We start from the raw sequence: 19,461 nt of genomic DNA, 5'->3' as shown, positions 1-19,461 counted from the left end.
CGCGAATTACGCCCGTGGCCGATCTTGGGACGAATCAGCGCTTGCTCACCAGGCGGAGGGGCCTTGGGATTCCACGTCCACCGCAGGCTTCACGTCCGCCAGATACACACCGCAGACGGTGGCCGTGATGAGCGCCAAGAAATAGCTACCGCTGGGCACAATCTGCCCCGTCACAGCAGCGGCAAGTGCCGGAGCAGCGGAGAACGCCGTGAACGCAAAGGAGGCACCCGTGACTGCCATCCAAAACGTACGGGTTCGCTTGAAAGCACGCTCAAACTGCACAGCCTTGGTACGGGTCACACAGTGCAGGAACGCCATGGCGCAGATGGCTGCCACGAACACCAGAACCGCCACATTGGTCCAAGAGACAAACTGGGCAATCAGGAACTGGAAGGGTGAAACAGTCATGCGTTGAGCTTAACGGTCATCAGGGCCTGGTTCAGATCAGCCCACAGGTCCTCCACGTTTTCGATTCCCACGGACAAACGCAGCAGCGATTCGGGGACGGATTCTGGTTCGTCGTGGTGGCGGCGTCGTCGTTCGATCAAGGACTCCACACCACCCAGGGAAGTGGCCGGCGTCCACAGGTTCAGGGCCTGAACCACGGCTTCTGCGCCCGCCGCATCTGTACCCAGCTCAATACTGACCACAGCGCCAAACCGCCCGTTCATCTGCTCCTTTGCCCGCTGATGCCCCGGATCATGCGGCAAGCCCGGGTACCGCACGCGGGTTACCGCCGGGTGCTCCGCCAACCGCTGGGCCAGGATTCCAGCGTTGTCCCCCGCGCGCTCCACGCGCAGCGCCAGGGTGCGCATGCCGCGTAGAGCCAGCCAAGTTTCAAACGGGCCGGCAATCGCGCCGTGAATGGAACGGTGATGGTGCAGTGTGGCGTGCAGCTGGGGATTGGAGGTCACAACGGCCCCCAGAACGACGTCGGAATGGCCCGCCAAATACTTGGTGACTGAATGCACCACCATGTCTGCGCCCAACGTCAACGGCTGTTGCAGCAGCGGCGTGGCAAAGGTGTTGTCCACCGCCGTCAGAACGCCCTCCTGGCGAGTAGCGGCCAGAATTGCGGGGAGGTCGGCAACCTCCAACATGGGGTTGGTGGGAGATTCGATCCACAGCAGGTCAGCGCCCCGTGCTGCCTGGATCACAGCCTGGGTGTCCGTGATGTCCACGCGGGTCACGGTCAGGTGCCCGGCCGCAACGGCATCGTCCACCAACACCTGAGAGCCCTGATAGGCGTGCGTTGGCATGACCACGTGGCCGCCCGCAGGAACCAGGGAAAACACCGTGGCCACAGCCGCCAGCCCAGATGCCACAGCCAACGCGGGCAGCTCAGACCCCTCCAGCCTGCCCAGGACACCCTCAAAGTCGTCCCAGGTGGGGTTGGACATTCTTGCGTAACCACGGTCAGATTCGACCATGTCCGTGATGCCACGGTAAGTGGAGGTGAGCACCAGGGAGGGGCTGACCGGGGCGTCCGGTGCTGGGGCTGGGCGGCCCCCGGCAACGACGACGGTCTCTGGGCGCAAGGTCTGGGAAACTGCCATGCTCCCAGGATAGAACCGTGTTTTCGGGATAGAGCCCTGGCCGAGGTGCCACCGGGCTGTGATGTCTGTGGTGATGGATACAGTTAGGCCGTGACTTCAACCGATCTGATCGACTCCCCCGCAAGTGGCTCCGCACCCGCTGCGGGACTGTTCATTGCCCTGGAAGGTGGCGATGGTGCCGGGAAGTCCACTCAGATCAAGCGACTGGCACGCACCTTGCGTTCGTGGCAGCTGGAGGTACTGACCACCCGGGAGCCCGGCGGCAGTGACCTTGGCGAACAACTGCGCAATCTTGTGTTGGACCCGCAGTTTGCACCCGTGGATGCGCGCACGGAGGCCTTGCTGTTTGCCGCTTCTCGCAGTGCGCACGTGGAAACAGTCATCCGCCCGGCGTTGCAACGTGGCGCGGTGGTGATCACAGACCGGTACCTGGACTCCTCCGTGGCCTATCAGGGCGCGGGGCGCAGACTGGGCACGGAGACCATTCGTGATCTCAACACCTGGGCCGTGAACGGGTTGATGGCGGATCTCACGGTGCTGCTGGATGTCAGCGCAACCACGGGGCGGGACCGGCGTTCCACCCGAGCTGAGGATCGCATGGAGCAGGAATCTCAGGACTTCCACGATTCCGTGCGGCAGGCTTTTGTGACCTTGGCGCAGGACGCCCCGCAGCGGTACCTGGTGCTGGCTGCGGATCAGCCCATTCCAGTCCTGGCACAAGCCATTGCGCAACGGGTCACGGAACTTCTGGTGGATCGGGGACTGGGATGAGCGTCTGGGATGAGCTTGTGGGGCAGGACTCCGTGGTCCAGCAACTTCAGCGAGCTGCTCAGGACCCAAACCCCACCCACGCATGGTTGTTCACGGGGCCTCCGGGGTCGGGGCGTTCCAGTGCCGCTCTGGCCCTGGCGGCAGCGCTGCTCTGCGAACAGGTTGACCCAGCCCAACGTGGATGCGGCCACTGCACAGCTTGCCGCACCGTGGCCTCTGGCTCCCACGCGGATCTCACGCACTTCCGCACGGAACACAATGAGATCCGCATTGACGACGCCCGTGAATTGGTGGTCCGCGCGCAAGACAAACCCTCCGTGGGCCGGTGGCGGGTTCTGGTGGTGGAGGATGCCGACCGGATGGTGGAGCGCACCTCCAACGTGATGCTCAAAGCCATTGAGGAACCTCCGCCCAACACCATTTGGCTGCTGTGCGCACCCAGCCCCATGGACGTGCTGGTCACCATTCGTTCCCGCTGCCGGCCCGTGACGTTGCGCATCCCCCCGGTGGATGCCGTGGCCCACCTCCTGGAGACCCGGGACGGCGTTCCCGCGCCACTGGCCACTGAATGCGCACGGCTGGCGCAGTCCCACGTTGGTGTGGCCCGCAGACTGGCTCATTACGACGACGCCCGCCAGCGGCGTCGTCAAGTGGTTGAGTTGCCGCTGCGGTTGGGGGGCGTGGCGGATGCTGTTCAGGAGGCGGACCGCCTCACCAAACTGGCCGAAGAAGAAGCCACCGCTGATGCCGAGGCGCGCCATGAGGATGAAAAGGCGCATCTGATGGTGGCTCTGGGGGCCCCCGAGTCCGGGCGAATGCCCCCCACCGTGCGCAGCGCCCTGAAACGCCTGGAGGATGATCAAAAGCGGCGGTCCAAGCGGATTCGGACGGACACGCTGGATCGGTTCCTGATCGACCTCACCACGTTTTACCGGGATGTCCTCACCGTGCAGCTGGGCACCGGTTCGGAGTTGATCAATCACCATCTTGCCGATCCCCTGCGCGATTACGCCGTGAACAGCACACCGGAGGAATCCTTGAAGAGAATTGACGTGATCAGCCGCACGCGTGCGCGGATTCGGACCAATGCGGCCGCAGGTTTGGCCTTTGAGGCAATGGCGGTGTCCCTGCTGTGAGTGCGTGGAACAAGAAAACCTGGAGGGCCGTGGTTGGCGTGTGCGCGGCGGCCGTGTTGGTGGGCTGTAGTCAGCAGAATGGTTCACAAACCGGTTCAGACTCTGACCCCGTGGACGGTACGGACAGTGCCCTGTCCGCGTTTTACGAACAGGACTTGAGCTGGGGTGACTGTGAAGATGTGGCCGGAGGAACGGACCTTGAATGCGCAGACCTCACCGTGCCCGTGGATTACGCGCAACCTGACCGGGAAACCACAACGGTGGTGTTGGCTCGTTTGGCATCCAGCTCGTCGTCTCCCCGTGGCTCACTGATCATGAATCCCGGTGGACCGGGCGGTTCCGGCGTGGATTTGATGCAGTACGCCCCGGCGGTATTCAGCAAAGATCTTCAGAAGAACTACAACTTGGTCTCCTTTGACCCGCGCGGAGTGTTCCGTTCAGACGGGATCACCTGCCTGACGGATCAAGAACTGGATGACTGGCGGGAGAACACAACGTTCAATCCGCAGACGGATTCCCCGGACGTCATCCGGGACGAATATCAAGCCGTGGGACAAGCCTGCCAAGACAACTCCGGCCCTGTCCTGGCGCACATGAACACCGAATCAGTGGCCCGTGACATGGACATCATGCGCGCCGCCCTGGGAGACACCCAAACCACCTACCTGGGTTTCTCCTACGGCACCCAGTTGGGTTCCACCTATGCGCAGCTGTTTCCGGAGCGAGTGGGGCGCTTTGTGTTGGACGGTGCCGTTGACCCGTCCCTGAACAACCGAGAGATCACCTTGGGACAGGCGCGGTCATTTGATGAATCTTTGCGGGAGTTCATCCGTGACTGCACCGAAAGCAACAACATGTGTTTCACGGACGGCTCAGTGGAGGATGGCCTCACGGAAGTGCAGAACATCCTGGCACGTACGCAGGATGAAACGGTGACCACGGATGACGGTCGCACCGTGGCTCCGGTCTCCGCCGCGGAGGGAGTCCTGGTTCCCCTGTACAACACAGCCACGTACGGCACCTTGAACATGGCTCTGCGTGATGCCCAGGGCGGCGACTACTCCGCGCTGCTGGAAATCTCTGACTCCAACCATGGGAGGACACCGGATGGCACGTACCGCGGAAATTCCACCGCGGCATTCTCAGCGGTCAACTGCCTGGACTTTGACTCCCGCACTGTGACCGATGAACAAATGAGCGCAGCGCAGCAAGAACTCCAGGAAGCATCCCCCACATTTGGGCCGTACCTGGGTTACACAGATGCCGCGTGTCAATCCTGGCCCGTGGAACCAGTGGACTCCCCCGCACCCGTGACTTACGACGGCGAAAATCCCATCCTGGTGGTTGGCACCCAACACGATCCCGCAACCCCGTATCCGTGGGCCCAGGCGTTGACCGAGCAGCTGGGCAACGCGCGGCTCTTGACCTACGACGGTTGGGGCCACGGTGCCTACACCAGCGGAAACCAGTGCGTGGTGAACGCAGTGGACAACTACCTGGTGAACGGTGATCTCCCCGCGGAGGATGAGGTCTGCGGCTGAGTGCGGCGTCGTCGTGATTTGGGGTCTGGACGCGGGGCGGTGCTAAAGTGATCCGCGCACTGTTCCGTGTTTCAGCACGGGCTGTGCTGCAACGCGGTTTGCGCTGCAACGCCTCCTTAGCTCAGTCGGTAGAGCGATTCCCTCGTAAAGAATAGGTCGCCGGTTCGATTCCGGCAGGAGGCTCCGACCTGACCCCTTCACCACGCGGCGAAGGGGTCAGACCCGTCTCCAGCCAGCTAAAAGGCACACCGGTGGCCATGGCCCACGCCATGACCACCGGCCTTGGTGTGGTCCGCGCCCCTAGCTCATAGCGGCTGATCGTATTCCGAGAGATGCCCAGGGCATCCGATAGCTCCCCTTGCTGTAGTCCGGCATGCTCCCGAGCTTTGCGCAGCCGGTCCTGGAGGCTCCAGGCGGGCACTGTGCCAATGTCTGGTTGAGTTGTCATGCCCCCAGTGTAGGCACATGCAAACGTTGCGGGAAGCTCCCAGTGAAACGCATATATAGGCCCACTGGTTGCACAATCACCCGATGGGGTATTAAATGGGCTCATGCAAACATCGGTTGAATCTTCTACCGGGCTCTTGACCACCGGCGCCGCAGCCCGGCGGCTTAACTGCTCCCCGCAGCACTTGCGCAACCTGATTCACTCAGGCGCTATCCCCGCCACGTTCATCCCCGACTCTTATCAGGGACGCTACTACGTGCGCCCGGCTGACATTGAGGCGTTTGAGACTCGGCAGGCGTATGCGGACCACAAGGCCGGTGATGACCTGTGAGCCCCATCGCCCTGGTCCTGGTCTACGTCGTGGCGTTTGTGGTGTTTGTGGGGACCATCCCCGGCGCACTGGCGGCCGCGCCGTTTGTCTACCGGGCGTTGCGCGCTGCCCGTGCCGCGTTCATTGAGGCTGTGACCCGGTGACCCGCGCCCCGTTCGCTGTCGTTGCTGGTGTTAATCCCGGCACGTGGCTGGTCCTGGACCGCCGCGACTACCGTCCCGCTTTCATGCCCCCAGTCCAGACCTTCATCACCTGGTCTGAGGCCATGGCCTATGTAGACCGCGCGCACGCCCGCCACCAATACGACGGCTTGCTGAGCCAACTACATGCGGGCCGCGCCACCGCCACAGACACCCGCCGTTTCTTCCAGCTCGGCAATTTCCTCAACATCACCTAGTGCCTTTGCTGCCTCTCCCGTCCAAATCACGCCGGGAGGGGCTGCAAGGGCACTAGCGGTTTATGCCACCACACACAGCACGTAAGGGAGGGCTCAGAAGCCACCACACACAGCACGGCTCACGGCCCCGGTAGCTCCGGGGGACTCATGTGGGCACGTCCCTGGAAGCGCAGCGCGGGCGGGGGACGCAAAACATCGACCAGACCGGCCCTGTACCAAACAGAACGGCCCCGCAGGGGGGGATAAGCGGATCACCGCACCCACGGCCATGGGAGTGGTGAGCGTGATTTAACCCGGCCCGGTAACCCGGTCGGGCCTAAGTCATGCCCAGGCGGGGATTCTGGCGACAAATCCCGGGAAATTTCTGGAGGTTGGGGCCGCTCCCGGACAGGCCCCGCAGGGGCTCCAATCCCACGTGATCCCACACCGTAGCCCGGTGCACGCCAACCCGACTCGCACGCCAACCCCGGCACTGATGAAAGGAGAACACAGGCCATGACAGCCCAAGACCGCGCCCGCCAACGATGGTCAACGAAAGAAGCTCAGCGGGAACAGGTGAAGCGGGAGGCCGCCCGGTCGTACGACCGACACGCAACCCCCGCCGCCACCGAGTTTGCCCGTGCTGATCTGTGTTGGCACTGCGCGGTTAACCGCCGCCACCGCACCGAACGCCTGTGCCTGGTCTGCGCGTCCGCTGGCGCTGACCCCTATTTCATCCCCTGTGCCCGTCCTGGCCATGACCACGTGCGCCGCAGGACCACACGCGGCCAACAATCCTTCACCTGCAACGAACCCGACCCCAACCAAGGAGTATTGCTGTGACTAACATCCCTGACGGCGTAACCCCGGTCACGATTAGCCGTGACCGGCTCGGACCGGAGAAGTTCGGGGCTGCCATGGCCCTAGCCGGTGTCGTGGAAACGATCCAATCCGCCACCGCCTTCATTGAGAAGGAACAACCAGACCCTAACGCGACCCTGACCCGTGAGGACCTGCTCAGTGTGCTGGCCGACCTCAACAGCCACGTCACTGACCACCTGTGCAAGCTCGCGGGCGTGGAGACACCCCCCGGCATGTACAACATGGGCCTGATGACCACCAAGGAGGGCGACCTGTGAGCCCGCAAGAGCGCTCTGACGCGGTGGCCATGGCGACTACCTGTGTCACGTCCCTGCTGCCGCCCGCGCAGCGCCCGGACCTGGACGCTACCGAGGCGTTGGTGATCCGCCTAGCGGACTACATCGTCACCGGCCGCCACATCGACCAGGCCCCCACGCCATGACACACCCTGAGCTGTCCCGCACCTGGCGGTTGGTCGCATCCGCCCGCCCCTCATGCGTCACCGTGCATTTCTTCCGCGACGGCACCCGCTGCTTCGTCAAGACCTTGCACGTCAGCGAGGTCCACAAGGCTGTGACGGCCTGGACCGACCACAACGAACTACCCCAACTCACCAGGAGATAACCCGTGCACGTCACCATCACCATGAACCACCCCACCGTGCCGCCTGTCGTGCAGTCCGTGACCCGTGGCCTGTACGTCCTGCAAGCCTTCGCTGATAAAGACATGGGCCATCGCGCGCTGGAGGCCATAGCGGACGCCTACGACATCCCGGAGCTGCACACCCCCACCCCGCAGGATCGGCAATACTACCGGCTACTGTTCGACTCCGGGCGCGTGTCAGCCTGCACGGGCCTGCTGTCCGCTATCGAGGCGATCACTAGCCACCTGATGGAGACCACTGACCTTGGCTTGGATGACACGCTGGCTGGGCACAAGCGCAACGCGCTGGCCTGTGCTGTCGGTGACGCGGTGGCGTGGGCCATGGCGGCCGACCTGCTGCCCGCCGACCATAAGCCGCCCCAGTCCATCCGCATGGCGAGACACGTCTGGCAGTCCGTACTGGCCGACGCTCACCGGGTTGGTGCCTGATGACCACCCCGCAGCCCACCCCCGTTGTCCCATCCCGTGCCCGGCTGATGACCACCCCCGATGTGGCAGCCCTGTGTGGTGTCCACCCCGACATCGTAAAGCGGTGGCGGCAGTCCGGTGACGGCCCGGCGTTCATCACGCTGGGTCGCTCCCGCCTGGTCCGCTACCAGCCCCGTGACGTTCAGGCGTGGCTTGACGCTGGTAAGAAGACCAGCACGAAAGACTGAGATTGTTCGCGTGCGTTGGTCTCAGTTGCCTTATCGTCGTCGTCGTTCCATCTTGTTAGCGCTGCTTGTGCGTGATGATTATGTGTGTTGTATCTGTGGGTTAAAGATCACAGAGTTGAGTGATGCAACTGTTGAGCACAAGCAAGCACAAAGCAAAGGAGGAACACATGACACGTGGAATCTCGGGCCAGCGCACGCCACCTGTAACTACTCGCGTGGTAATCGTGATGTGACAAGCAAAGTTGTGCACGGTGCATCGTTTTTCCGTGGTGCGGGGGCCACCGCCACCCCGCGCCCCGTGTCCATTCACTCACCAGACCACTAACAAAAAATCTAAACACAGAAAAACAACGAAAATGAGCCAGGAAAAACCCCCCACAGCACCCCAGGAAAACGCGCCGAATCGTACCGGATCAGACGCCATGATTTCCGAGGACCGTCACGGCCAAGCTTATTTCCCGGTATCCCCGCCACGGCCCACACGATCCGGTCAGCCCGGCCCCGTCGAGGCCGGTGTACGCCAGCAAGTCGCAGCGCTCCAGGAGGCCGACGTGCTGCACCCGCACCACAACGGCGTGGTGGCCCTGGCCATTGTCACAGCGCAGGAAATCGACCTGGAAAACCTCACCAGCGGCAAGGCTTACGGGAAAGCGCAGCTCATTACCGCACTGAACGCGATCCTGGAGAACCTGCCGCAGGTGGACCAGGTAGCCACCGACGATTTGGACCGTGCGCTAGCGGCCGTGCAGGGCGAAATCAGCTGACCGCATGGCCTTCACCCACCTGCCACCAGCCACCCACCACCCCGCCCGCGATCCGTCTTGGCTGACCGAGGGCGGGGAAATCGCGCGTGTGGCCGGGCTGATGGGCGTGGAGCTGATGCCCTGGCAGCGCAAGGCCGTGGACGTCGCCACCGAGTACCGGCTAGACGCCTCCGGGCAGCGCCGCTACCGCTACCGTGAGGTCATCATCACCGTGCCCCGGCAGTCCGGCAAGACCACGCTGGTAGGGCCTGTCCAGTGCCACCGCGTGATGACCCGCCCCCGGTCATCCGCGTTCTTCACCGCGCAGACCGGGAAGGACGCCCGCAAACGCATGGGCGCCCTCATTGACCTGGTGGTCGCTTCCCCCGCCCGGTACCTGTTCAAGCCCGTGCGCGCCGCTGGAGGCTCCGGGCTGCTGGTCCCCGGTAACGGCGCCTCCCTGCTGCACTTCGCACCCACCAAGTCCGCGCTACACGGCGAAACCCCCTGGCTGGTCACGTTTGACGAGTTTTGGAAGTACGACACCGACCTTGGGACCGCGTTGGAGGGGGCCGCGTCCCCCGGTCAGATCACACTGGGCTCACGCTCACAGCTGTGGTGGATCAGCACCAAAGGCACCGCAGACAGCACGTTCATGAACGACAAGCTGGCCGCAGCGGCCGATGACCCCACCATGTGCGTCATCGAGTACTCGGCACCTGATGGGGCTGACGTGTACGACCCCGCCACCTGGTGGCGCTATCACCCCGCCCTGGGCAACACCATCGCCGAGGAAGACATCCAGCGTGAAACCCGCCTCCCCAAAGCCGAGTTCATCCGCGCCTACGCCAACCGGCTGGTGCTCGCTGAGACCACGCTGATCGACCTGGACGACTGGGACGCGCTGGCATCCCCGTGGGAGGAACCACCGGCTGACACCTCCGAGGTCACACTCGCCTTCGAGGCCGCCCCAGACAACGCCGCAGCCGCCGTCGTCGCCGCGTGGCGCAACGACACCGGTCACCAGGTCATCCGCACCGTGCACTCAGCCCCCGGCACAGCCTGGCTGGTGCCCTTCGCCTCCGAACTCGCCACCGCCTGGGGGGTCGAGCTGGTCTGTGACGGCGCTGGACCCGTGGCCCGCCACGCCACCGACCTGGAGGACCGTGGCCACACCGTGCGGCGGCTGACCATGGCAGAGTTCGGGCAGGCATCCGAGGGCCTCATCTCGGCCGCACGTGATGACCAGACCATCCGCCACGTCCCCGTGACCACCGAAACCGGGGAAGCCGTGGACGCCTTCCGCGACGAAATCGCCGCCGCGCAGGTCCGCACCACCAACGGCGTGGCCCGCCTCTCCCGTGACCACTCATCCCGGCCGATCCCGAACCTCATAGCCGCAGCGGTCGGAGCCTACGCCCACGACCACGCCCCCGAGTCCTACGGCCTCCAACTGTTCGCATGACCCCCGCCCCACGCGTCCCCTGGCGGCCCCGCCGCGCCCCGTCACCTGTGACAAACCAGCCGGGCACGGTGTCACATCTGTGCTGTGACGATCTACCGGAAACAGCCCGATGGGAGCTACGAGGCGCAGCCCGTAGCCGCTACCCGTGCTGAGCTGCCCGCGCAGCCCTCCCCCGATGGGGCCTCACGCGCAACCCCGGTGTATCTCACCCGGTCCCCCGCACCCGCCCGCGCAGCCGGGGACCGCAACCCCCTGGGCCTGATCCCCGTTTTTCGCGCCGTGCAGGTCATGCAAACCGCAGCGCTCCAGCTCCCACTGGTAGTGCAGCGCCAAGGCGTGCAGCTCACCGGTGAGGCCGTGCCCCGGCTGATCCGCCGCCCCTCCCTGGAGATGGACCGATCCGACTTCATCGGGCAAGCGGTCATGTCCCTGATGACCACCGGGGAGCTGTTCATCTACCGCCACCGCGTTGGCAACGAAATCGTGGACCTCCGCATAGTGGACCCGACCATGGTGCAGGTCTCCCGTGATGACCGCACCCGCGTCATCACCTACCACCACGACGGCCGAAAGTTCTCCGCCGAGGACTTCGACCACCAAACCCTGATGCGCGGCGTCAACACGCTACGCGGCTTCGGACCCATCCAAGCCGCCCGCACAGAACTCGGATTCGCCACTGACCTGCGGGAATACGCCGGTAACTGGTTCAACGGCGCCGGACACCCCAACGCGATCCTGAAATCTGACCAGCCCCTCACCGCCGCTGACGCGCAGCAATGGCGTGACGACTGGAACCACTACGACCGCGACACCGGGCAGTTCCGCGACCGGGACAACTCCAACCCGGCCGGTATCCGCGTGCTGGGAAAGGGCCTGTCCTACACGCCCCTGTTCCTCAACCCCAAAGATGCGCAATGGCTGGAAGTCCGCAAATTCACGGTGACCGACGTGGCCCGCCTGTTCGGCGTCCCGTCATCGTTGATGCTAGTCAGCCTGGACGGCAACAGTCTCACCTACTCCAACGTGGAACAGGAATGGTTGGCGTTCGTGAGGTTCACCCTCATTGCCTATCTGCGCAAGATCGAGGAAACCCTGACCAAGCTCGCCCCTGCTGGTCAGACCGTGCGGTTCAACCTGGACGCCCTGCTGCGCTCGGACACGCTGACCCGCTACCAGGCCCACGAAATCGGCATCCGCGCCGGGTGGCTTGACCCCGATGAAGCCCGCGCCCATGAAGACCTGCCACCGCTCACCGAGGCGCAGCGCGACCGGATCACCACCGCCAACCAGTCATCACGCACCCGTAAGGACACAGCACTGTGACCCTGACACTCAACGACCTGACCCGAGGCCAAGACCTAGCCCGCCGCGATCTCACCGCCGTGCGCGTGCGCGCCGCTACCGCCGACACCGACACCCGCACCGTGACCGGCATCGGCGTGCCCTACGGCGAGGAACTAGTGACCCCATGGTTCCGGGAACGGTTCGAGCCCGGTGCCTGTGACGACGACGCCGACGCGCTGGCCTACTACCGCCACCGTGACCCCATCGGGCTACTGACCGCCGCCACCGAGACCGACACCGGCCGGGAAGTCACGCTGAAACTCTCCGAGGTTCCCACAGCGGACGAGGCCCTGACCCTGGCCCGTGACGGCGTGATCCGTTCCCTGTCCATCGGCTTCGAGCCCCTGGAATGGCGAGAAGAACACGACGACGACCACAACACCCCCCTGATCGTTCACACCAAGGTCAGGGTCCGGGAATACAGCCTGGTGCCCTTCCCCGCCTACGAAACAGCCACCATCACATCCGTTCGCGCAGCCGAACACGCACACAAGGAGAACCCCATGCCTGACACCCCCAAGGTTGAGCTGCCCGCCGATCTGATCCGCTCCACCGACCTGGACACCTTCGCCGAGTCGCTGCGCGCTGACCTGTCCGACGACATCCGCCGCGCGCAGCTCGGCGCGGCCTCCACCGGCACCCCCACCGGCCCGGACCTCTCCGCCGCCACCGAGTTCCGTTCCGCCGGTGACTTCCTGAAGGCCCTGGTCTCCGACCGCACCGACGCCGAACGTAAGGCCGTGGCCACCGCCCTGTACCGTAACGTGGTGACCGGTGACATCCCGCTAGACCACCTCTCACAAGCACCGGGCTTCATTGGTGATCTGACCAAGAAGGTCGCCGCCCGCCGCAAGTGGATCAACCGGTTCACCACCAAGCCGCTGCCCGATGACGGCATGAGCGTGTCCTACATCCGCCGAGAGTCCCACGCGCGTGTGGCCGAGCAGAAGAAGGAACTTGACCCGCTGGTCAAGGGCTCCGGCCGGTCCGTGACCACCAAGACCGCGCCCGTGCGGACCTTCGGCGGCGCCGAAACCCTGTCCCAACAGGTCATTGACCGTATGCCTACCGATGAGATTGCAGCGATTTTCGCTGACATGGTGTACGCCTACGCCGAGGAAACGGATCAGGCTATGGCCGCCCACGTGGTGGCCGAGCTCGACCGGATTCTTGCAGCCGGTGGGGACAAGGTGCTGACCATGCCCGCTGACCCCGGCGCGTTCGACTGGATCACCGCGATTGTGGACGCCGCCGAGCACTACGAGGGCAGCGTGTACAGCTACACCGAGCTGGCCCTGTCCGGCGACGTGTTCAAGGCGCTGGCCTCCGAGGCCGGGACCGATGGGCGCCCGCTGCTCTCCGTACACCAGGGCACCGGCACCGCCAACGTCGTCGGCACCCTGAACCTGCCCCAGATCGAGGGCAACCTGCTCAACGTCCCGGTCCGGCTGCTCTCCGGCACCACCGGGCGGGCGTTGTTCCTGGACCCCATGGCCTTCGAGTTCCGGGAATCCCCCGGCGCCCCGTTCCGCCTCCAGGCCAACCAGCCCCTGAACCTGTCCCACGACATCGCCGCCTACGGGTACGCCGCCATGCTGACGCCGCACCCGGACGCGCTGCTGCCAATCAAGTTCGGCGCCCCGGCATCCGCCTGATCCCCATGGCCACCACCCTGCCCCACAACGCCGACCACTACACGGCTAAGGTCGCCGCCTACGTCAACACGTCCGAGACCAACGGTTTCGTGGCTGACTGCACGGCGGAAGCCATGGACCTGGTGGCCCGCCACATCCAGGGCCGCCCGGTCCCTGACCCCATCGTCACCCGCGCCGTCGTGGAGACCGCCGCTGACCTGTTTTGGCGCAAGCAGGCCCGCGCCGGTGTCGTGGACTTTGGGGCAGGGTCCGAGTCCGGCCCGGAGCTGGTGCACGTGGCCAACGACCCGCTGCGGGCCGTGCGCCCGATGCTGGCCCCCTACCTACCAGGAGGTTTCGCGTGATGACGCTGCAATCTGCCCGTGACCTGGTGGCCATAGCACAGGCGCATCTCTCGGATGCCGTGCTGGTGACCGTGGACGCCGATCAGGCCAACGCCGCCGTGGGGCAGGGCTCCCCCGTGGTGCTCATCCAACCGCCCACCATCGCGCATGAGACCTACAACGACACCACGGCGACGTGGACCGTCATCGTCATCGCCGGGGAGGCGTCCCTGCTGGACGCCTGGGCGCAGCTGGACGACATCGGGGAGGCCCTACGCCTCCCCCTGGACGTAGACCGGGCCGAGCCCGCCAATTTCCAGCCCCCACAAGGCCGGGCATGGCCAGCACTGTCCCTGACATCCACCACCCACCACCATCACGACTAGGAGAACGATCATGGCAGGCACAACCAACAAACTCGGCCCCGGCATCCTGGAAATCGGCGCCACCGGCACCCTCCAGCAATTCGCGGGACGCACCACCAAAGTGGAACTCACCCCGGAAATTGATGAGGGCGACGCGCTGCCCTACCTGGACGGCACCGAGGAACAAGACGAAACCGAGAAGTGGACCCTGAGCGGCGAGTTCGTGCAGTCCTTCGCCACCGGCGACCTGAGCGTGTGGTGCAACACCAACAAAGGCAAGCAACTGCCGTTCACGTTCGTGCCGTCCCAGGCCGGGAAGGTGCAGGCCAAAGGCACGCTGACCGTCCGCCCCGTGAAAATCGGCGGCGACGTGAAAACCAAAGCCAGCACCGAGTTCGAGTTTCCGCTGGTGGGTAACCCCACGATCAGCGACACCTACACCGCACCCTCTGGGGGGTAACCGCCATGGCGGGGGTGCAGATCGAGGGCCTGAACCGTTTTATCACCACGGCCCGCCGCGCTGGCGCCGACCTGGACGACATCAGGGAAGCCCACCGGCACGCAGCCCAGTACGTGATGCCCTACGCCATGGCCACCGCCCCCAAACTCACCGGCGCGGCTGCGGCCACCACACGCGTGTCCGCCACCGCCCGCGCCGGGACGATCAAGGTCGGCTCACGTGGCCTGCCCTACCCCGGCCGCGTGCACTGGGGCGACCCCCGCCCCGGCATCCACGCCAACCCGTGGCTAACCCGAGCCGCGCAAACCTCCGAACCCATCTGGATCAGCGCCTACACCCGCGAACTCAACGCGGCGGTGCTGTCCGTGAAAGGCAAATGACATGGCAATCACCATCCCCACCACCAACGTCCTGCTGCACAAAGACGGCGCAGAAATCGAACACCACAACGTGAAACTGCTGCCCATCGACCAACTCATGTTCGAGCAGAAGGCCCGCGTCCTGGGCTGGGGCACGCTGGAGGACAACCCGCTGCGGTTCTTGTTTTTCTGCACCTGGCACTCACTGACCCGCACCGGCGACTACTCCGAAACCTTCGACGATTTCATTGCGCAGGCGCAGGCCGTGACGGAATCCGACCCGGACCCGGAGCCCACCGCGACTGAGGCGGACCCTACCCGGCAGGATCACTGAGTCACGCCCTAGTGGTCCTGGCCCTGGAGTCCGGCATCCCGCCATCCACCTGGGTCACAGAAGAACACTCCACCCCCGGCGTCATCGCCACCGCACTGGAAATCATGCAAGAAAACAACGACACGTGAAAGGCCGGTGACCCTCATGGCTGGGAAAACAGCAATCCTCTCCGTGAGGATCACCGGCAACTCACGCGGCGGTGTCCGGGCGCTCACCCAAACCGCCGCCGCAGCGGTCGGGCTGCAACGCGCCGCGAAAGCGGGCCGCGCGGCCACCGTGGGGCTGCTCACCAACGCCCCGAAAATCGCCGCTATCGCGGTCACCATCGCCACCCTGACCGCCGCAGCCCTAGCCGCCTCCGGTCAGCTGCTCGCAATTGGCGCGTCTCTGGCCTCCATCATGCCCCTAGCCCTAGCCGCCCCCGGCGCGCTGCTGGGCATGGGCATAGCCCTGGGCGTGATGGCGCTCTCCCTGAAAGACGCGGGCCAATACCTGGGAGACCTGGCCCCGCAATTCGCAGCCCTACGGGAAGGATTCTCCCCCGCGTTCTGGAAACAGGCCGCGCAGCCGATCCGAGACCTGGCCACCGGGGTACTCCCGGTACTCTCGGCCGGCCTGCCCAAGGTCGCATCCGCCATGGGCGTCATGGCCGGGTCTATCGCCTCCGTACTCGGCAGCGCCACATCACTGGCACAGCTCGGCGCGATCCTGGACTACACCGCACAAGGCTCACTCAACGCCGCACAAGGCGCGGGCTGGTTCACCGCCGCGCTCATGACCCTGTTCACAGCCGGGGCCTCATACCTCCCGGCGCTGGGCACCTGGTTCACCAACCTTGGCCGAGACTTCAACGCCTGGACCATGCGCGTTGCCGGTGACGGCTCTCTCCACCGCTGGATCAACGACGCCATCACGGCGACCCGCGACCTTGGCCGTGTTCTGGGCGCTACCGGTGGCATCCTGGCGAACCTGGCGCGCGCAGCATCCGCCGCCGGTGGCGCTTCCCTGGGCGCACTGGCCGATGGGCTGGCCCGCGTCCGGCAAGCCACGGCCGGGCCGGTGTTCCAAGGCGCGCTCACCACGGTGTTTGCCGGTGCCTACGCCGCGATCTCCGCTCTCGGCCCCGGCGTGTCAGCGCTGGGGGATGCTTTCGTGGCTCTGGCACCGGCGCTCAACGCGGCCCTGACCATGGCGGGCATGGCCGCCTCCGTGCTGCTGTCCACCCTGGGCGCAGCACTCTCCCAAGTCGGCCCCGGCCTCCAACAAGCCTTCGCTGGCATCCTGACCGGCGTGCAGGGCCTAGTCCCCCACCTCTCCGGCCTGGGAGAAGCCGCGAACAGCGTGTTCGCGTTGTTCGGGACGGTGGCCGCGACCGTGCTGCCGCTGGTCGGGCAAATCCTGGGCGCCCTGGTCCCCATCATCGGCGCCGTGGCCACAGCCCTGGACCCGCTAGTCACAGCCCTGGGCGCGGGCCTCTCGCAAGCCCTGGCCGTGATCCTGCCCCCACTGACAACGTTCATCACCGGCCTACTGCCGCAGCTCTCGGCCGCATTCCTCTCCATCCTCACCGCCCTGGCCCCGGTCGGGGAGGCCCTGCTGGGAGTAGCGGGCACGCTGCTGGAGGGCCTGCTGCCGGTCATCATGTCCCTGGTCACCGCAGCGCTGCCCGTGCTGGTGCAGCTGGTCCAAACCCTGGCACCGGCCTGGACCGAGGTGGTCACAGCCCTCACACCCCTGGTCGAGCAACTGGTGACCGGACTGGCACCGATTTTCACCCGCCTGGCCACCGAGCTACTGCCGCAGCTGATCCCCGTCGCCGTGCAGCTGGCCGCCACCATCGTGGCCCTGGCCCAAGCGTTCATCCCGCTGATTTCCACGCTGCTGGATGTGCTGATCCCCACGATTTCCACCCTGATGGATACCGTGATCACGGTGTTTGGCTTCATCGTGCAGATCATCACCGGCGCGCTGACCATGATCCAAGGCGTCGTCACCGTGTTCTCTGGCCTACTCACAGGCAACTGGCAAATGGTGTGGGACGGGCTGGGCATGATCGTCTCCGGCGCGTGGCAGATCATCACCGGCATCATCCAAGGCGCGTTGGCGTTGGTGTTCGGCATCCTGGCCGCAGCGGGCACCCTGATCCTGGGCCTGGTCACCTCCGCGTGGAACGCCGTCACCTCCGGGATACAGAACGCCTGGAACAACATCGTGCAGGCCGTGACCTCCGGTGTGGCGTCCGTGGTGTCTTGGATGCAGGGCCTCCCCGGCCGCGTCATGGGCGTACTGGCGGGCCTCCCCGGCCAACTGCGCACCATGGGCGTGCAGATGATCCAAGGCATGATCGACGGTGTGGCCTCCATGGCCGGTGCCCTGGTTGACAAGGCCAAAGGGGTTGTGGGCGACGCCGTACAAGGGGCCAAGTCGTTGCTGGGTATCCACTCGCCGTCACGTGTTTTCCGTGATGAGGTGGGCAAGCAGATCGGCGCGGGCCTGGCCAGCGGCATTCTGGCCTCTCGCAGCGCTGTGACCTCCGCCGCCCGCCGCATGGTCTCGGCCGCCCGCACCCCCGTCGCGGACTTCAACCGCCAACCCGTGGAACTCAGCCCCCGCCTCCCCCGCACAGGCCCCGGCAGCACCGCCACCGGCAGCGGCGGGCGTCGCATGGAAGTCATGGTGAACTTTAACGGGCTGGTCACCGACACCGTAGGCGTCGCACGCGAAATCCGGCGTGTGCTGCGTGAGGAAGCCAACCTGATGGGCTGGCAGGTGACCACACCATGACGCGCCGCCCTGGACGGCTCTACCGGCGCCTACACACCGGTGTGGGCATGGTCGCCGTGAACACCGAGCAGCTCGGCACGCTCTCGGACAGCGCCGTCACGTCTATCACGCTGCACCGGGGATCGGACTCCCCAGACGGTGGCCTGCATCCCTCCACCCTGGAGGTTGTGGCCCCCGGCGCGCTCTACACCGGCAACAACACCCAAGCTTATTTTCGGTTGCAAACAACGTTCGCCAACCGAATCGCCGCACTGGACCCCACCAAGGCCACCAGCGGCACGCAAATCCGTGACCGGTTCATTGGCCGGGTAGGTGCCACCGAGGTAGAAGACCGAGGCGGGCTCGCATCTAAGGGCTTCACGACGACGTTTAAGGCGGCTCACTGGTCATCCCTGGTCATGGGCGCCTCCCGCAAGGTGCAGCCCACCAAAGGCGAAACTGTCAACGACTTGCTGAAACGTGCGTTGAAGCACACCGATCTGGGATCGAAAATCGGCACCGTGGGTATCGGTGGCCCGGACACCATCGCAGCCACCACCGAGTGGACCAAAGCCTCTGAGGTCATCGACACCTACGGGGCCGGCACCGGAACCCAAATCCGCGAAATGCGGCAAGGCGACCTCTGGATACTGCCGATCGGCCGCCGCCGGTTCGAGCTGTTTAGCACCGTGGCCACGACCCTGCCGGTGCTGCGCGCCGAGGGTATCGCCCCGGCGCGCTGGTCCCAGCCCATTGAGGCCGCCAACCGCAGGTTGTCCATCACCCGTGTGGTGTCCTCCGGTGCCCCCTACACCCAGGATTGGCCATTCCCCCTAGCCAACCCCGCATCACTAGCTGAACCGGAGCTTGTGGACTGGTCCAACATCGTCGCGCAAACCGAATCACCCTATGAGCACTACCGGTACTACATGAACGCGCTCAACCAGCGGTACAACGTGCCCGTCACCCGCCTGCAATCGGTGCGGTTTGACCTGATCCGGCTGCTGACCTCCACCGTCCCCTATGACCGGCGTATAGCCATGTGGCTGCTGAAACTGGAGGTGGGGGAGCCCGTGCTGATCGGCGCGGACTGGCCCGCCGCGATCCAAGGTGCCTACACGGCCCAGGGCATCACTGAGCGCATGGATAAAGACACCTGGGAAATCGAACTGGCCTTGCACTCCGTGTCATCCGTGATGGGCGTGCTCTACTCCGAGCGGCCCACGATCCCGGCCTACACCTGGGACCAGGTACGCACCCCGTGGAACTCCACCCCCGGCGCCTGGAACGACTACCAACTACCCGCATAGG

At 65.2% G+C, this 19,461-nt stretch carries 24 protein-coding genes, 1 tRNA gene and 1 pseudogene; 23 read left to right on the top strand and 3 right to left on the bottom strand.

The features are described from left to right. Positions 1 to 45: 45 nt before the first annotated feature. Positions 46 to 408, bottom strand: a complete 363-nt coding sequence (locus Q4G32_RS04620) for a DUF2516 family protein (RefSeq protein ID WP_303349543.1) — start codon at positions 406 to 408, stop codon at positions 46 to 48. Then, entirely contained in the window at positions 405 to 1,556 is a 1,152-nt protein-coding gene (locus Q4G32_RS04615; RefSeq protein ID WP_303349542.1) for a trans-sulfuration enzyme family protein, read from the bottom strand. The genes Q4G32_RS04620 and Q4G32_RS04615 overlap by 4 nt, the downstream gene beginning before the upstream one ends. A 90-nt stretch (positions 1,557 to 1,646) precedes the next feature. Here Q4G32_RS04615 and tmk point away from each other — a divergent pair, with 90 nt between their 5' ends. The 4 genes from tmk (at position 1,647) to Q4G32_RS04595 (ending at position 5,187) form a co-directional block, all read left to right on the top strand. Then, the gene (tmk, locus tag Q4G32_RS04610) at positions 1,647 to 2,327 is read left to right on the top strand and encodes a dTMP kinase (protein ID WP_303349541.1); all 681 of its coding nucleotides are present in this window, start codon (positions 1,647 to 1,649) and stop codon (positions 2,325 to 2,327) included. Next, positions 2,324 to 3,463, top strand: coding sequence for a DNA polymerase III subunit delta' (locus Q4G32_RS04605; RefSeq protein WP_303349539.1), 1,140 nt, complete (start codon positions 2,324 to 2,326; stop codon positions 3,461 to 3,463). Before tmk ends, Q4G32_RS04605 begins: the two co-directional genes overlap by 4 nt. Before the next feature lie 110 nt (positions 3,464 to 3,573). Beyond that, positions 3,574 to 5,004, top strand: a complete 1,431-nt coding sequence (locus Q4G32_RS04600) for an alpha/beta hydrolase (protein WP_303349538.1) — start codon at positions 3,574 to 3,576, stop codon at positions 5,002 to 5,004. 110 nt (positions 5,005 to 5,114) lie between these two features. Continuing rightward, positions 5,115 to 5,187 (top strand) — tRNA-Thr (locus tag Q4G32_RS04595). A 58-nt stretch (positions 5,188 to 5,245) separates the two neighbouring features. On the opposite strand, the pseudogene Q4G32_RS04590 reads toward Q4G32_RS04595, so the two are convergent. Beyond that, positions 5,246 to 5,452 (bottom strand): annotated as a pseudogene (locus Q4G32_RS04590) (helix-turn-helix domain-containing protein); the annotation flags it as partial. Positions 5,453 to 5,555: 103 nt separating this feature from the next. Here Q4G32_RS04590 and Q4G32_RS04585 point away from each other — a divergent pair. The 19 genes from Q4G32_RS04585 to Q4G32_RS04500 all read left to right on the top strand — a co-directional run bounded on the left by Q4G32_RS04585 (position 5,556) and on the right by Q4G32_RS04500 (position 19,460). Next, positions 5,556 to 5,783, top strand: coding sequence for a helix-turn-helix domain-containing protein (locus Q4G32_RS04585; protein ID WP_303349536.1), 228 nt, complete (start codon positions 5,556 to 5,558; stop codon positions 5,781 to 5,783). Further along, positions 5,780 to 5,926, top strand: a complete 147-nt coding sequence (locus Q4G32_RS04580) for a hypothetical protein (RefSeq protein ID WP_303349534.1) — start codon at positions 5,780 to 5,782, stop codon at positions 5,924 to 5,926. Before Q4G32_RS04585 ends, Q4G32_RS04580 begins: the two co-directional genes overlap by 4 nt. An 83-nt stretch (positions 5,927 to 6,009) precedes the next feature. Then, positions 6,010 to 6,180, top strand: coding sequence for a hypothetical protein (locus Q4G32_RS04575; RefSeq protein ID WP_303349532.1), 171 nt, complete (start codon positions 6,010 to 6,012; stop codon positions 6,178 to 6,180). 818 nt (positions 6,181 to 6,998) lie between these two features. Beyond that, a complete protein-coding gene (locus tag Q4G32_RS04570) occupies positions 6,999 to 7,298 on the top strand; it encodes a hypothetical protein (RefSeq protein WP_303349529.1) in 300 nt (99 codons plus the stop codon). Further along, complete coding sequence (locus tag Q4G32_RS04565) at positions 7,295 to 7,462, top strand: hypothetical protein (RefSeq protein WP_303349527.1); 168 nt, start codon at positions 7,295 to 7,297, stop codon at positions 7,460 to 7,462. The genes Q4G32_RS04570 and Q4G32_RS04565 overlap by 4 nt, the downstream gene beginning before the upstream one ends. Positions 7,463 to 7,647: 185 nt before the next feature. Further along, positions 7,648 to 8,112: a hypothetical protein gene (locus tag Q4G32_RS04560; RefSeq protein WP_303349526.1), complete on the top strand. Its 465-nt coding sequence runs from the start codon at positions 7,648 to 7,650 to the stop codon at positions 8,110 to 8,112. Then, on the top strand, positions 8,112 to 8,339 hold the full coding sequence (locus tag Q4G32_RS04555) for a helix-turn-helix transcriptional regulator (protein ID WP_303349524.1): 228 nt from the start codon (positions 8,112 to 8,114) through the stop codon (positions 8,337 to 8,339). Before Q4G32_RS04560 ends, Q4G32_RS04555 begins: the two co-directional genes overlap by 1 nt. Next, positions 8,230 to 8,664, top strand: coding sequence for an HNH endonuclease (locus tag Q4G32_RS13915; RefSeq protein WP_368660360.1), 435 nt, complete (start codon positions 8,230 to 8,232; stop codon positions 8,662 to 8,664). The genes Q4G32_RS04555 and Q4G32_RS13915 overlap by 110 nt, the downstream gene beginning before the upstream one ends. A gap of 31 nt (positions 8,665 to 8,695) precedes the next feature. Continuing rightward, complete coding sequence (locus Q4G32_RS04550) at positions 8,696 to 9,103, top strand: hypothetical protein (RefSeq protein WP_303349522.1); 408 nt, start codon at positions 8,696 to 8,698, stop codon at positions 9,101 to 9,103. 4 nt (positions 9,104 to 9,107) lie between these two features. Continuing rightward, positions 9,108 to 10,547, top strand: coding sequence for a terminase large subunit domain-containing protein (locus tag Q4G32_RS04545; RefSeq protein ID WP_303349520.1), 1,440 nt, complete (start codon positions 9,108 to 9,110; stop codon positions 10,545 to 10,547). An 84-nt stretch (positions 10,548 to 10,631) separates the two neighbouring features. Further along, a complete protein-coding gene (locus tag Q4G32_RS04540) occupies positions 10,632 to 11,870 on the top strand; it encodes a phage portal protein (RefSeq protein ID WP_303349519.1) in 1,239 nt (412 codons plus the stop codon). After that, positions 11,867 to 13,546 carry an HK97 family phage prohead protease gene (locus Q4G32_RS04535; RefSeq protein WP_303349517.1) on the top strand — a complete coding sequence of 560 codons (1,680 nt, stop codon included), beginning with the start codon at positions 11,867 to 11,869 and terminating at the stop codon, positions 13,544 to 13,546. The genes Q4G32_RS04540 and Q4G32_RS04535 overlap by 4 nt, the downstream gene beginning before the upstream one ends. Positions 13,547 to 13,635: 89 nt before the next feature. Further along, complete coding sequence (locus Q4G32_RS04530; RefSeq protein WP_303349515.1) at positions 13,636 to 13,890, top strand: hypothetical protein; 255 nt, start codon at positions 13,636 to 13,638, stop codon at positions 13,888 to 13,890. Then, the gene (locus Q4G32_RS04525) at positions 13,890 to 14,255 is read left to right on the top strand and encodes a hypothetical protein (RefSeq protein WP_303349513.1); all 366 of its coding nucleotides are present in this window, start codon (positions 13,890 to 13,892) and stop codon (positions 14,253 to 14,255) included. Before Q4G32_RS04530 ends, Q4G32_RS04525 begins: the two co-directional genes overlap by 1 nt. 10 nt (positions 14,256 to 14,265) lie before the next feature. Next, entirely contained in the window at positions 14,266 to 14,694 is a 429-nt protein-coding gene (locus tag Q4G32_RS04520) for a hypothetical protein (protein ID WP_303349511.1), read from the top strand. Positions 14,695 to 14,699: 5 nt separating this feature from the next. Further along, a complete protein-coding gene (locus Q4G32_RS04515) occupies positions 14,700 to 15,074 on the top strand; it encodes a hypothetical protein (RefSeq protein ID WP_303349508.1) in 375 nt (124 codons plus the stop codon). A gap of 1 nt (position 15,075) precedes the next feature. Continuing rightward, a complete protein-coding gene (locus Q4G32_RS04510; protein ID WP_303349507.1) occupies positions 15,076 to 15,387 on the top strand; it encodes a hypothetical protein in 312 nt (103 codons plus the stop codon). 144 nt (positions 15,388 to 15,531) lie between these two features. After that, positions 15,532 to 18,171, top strand: a complete 2,640-nt coding sequence (locus Q4G32_RS04505) for a phage tail protein (RefSeq protein WP_303349505.1) — start codon at positions 15,532 to 15,534, stop codon at positions 18,169 to 18,171. After that, positions 18,168 to 19,460, top strand: a complete 1,293-nt coding sequence (locus tag Q4G32_RS04500) for a hypothetical protein (protein WP_303349503.1) — start codon at positions 18,168 to 18,170, stop codon at positions 19,458 to 19,460. Before Q4G32_RS04505 ends, Q4G32_RS04500 begins: the two co-directional genes overlap by 4 nt. The last annotated feature ends 1 nt before the right edge of the window (position 19,461 follow it).

Origin of the sequence: Kocuria sp. (assembly GCF_030538595.1) — a bacterium.
Classification (GTDB): domain Bacteria; phylum Actinomycetota; class Actinomycetes; order Actinomycetales; family Micrococcaceae; genus Kocuria.
The sequence above is the reverse complement of the archived record's forward strand: the minus strand, read 5'-3'. Positions and strand labels throughout refer to the sequence as shown.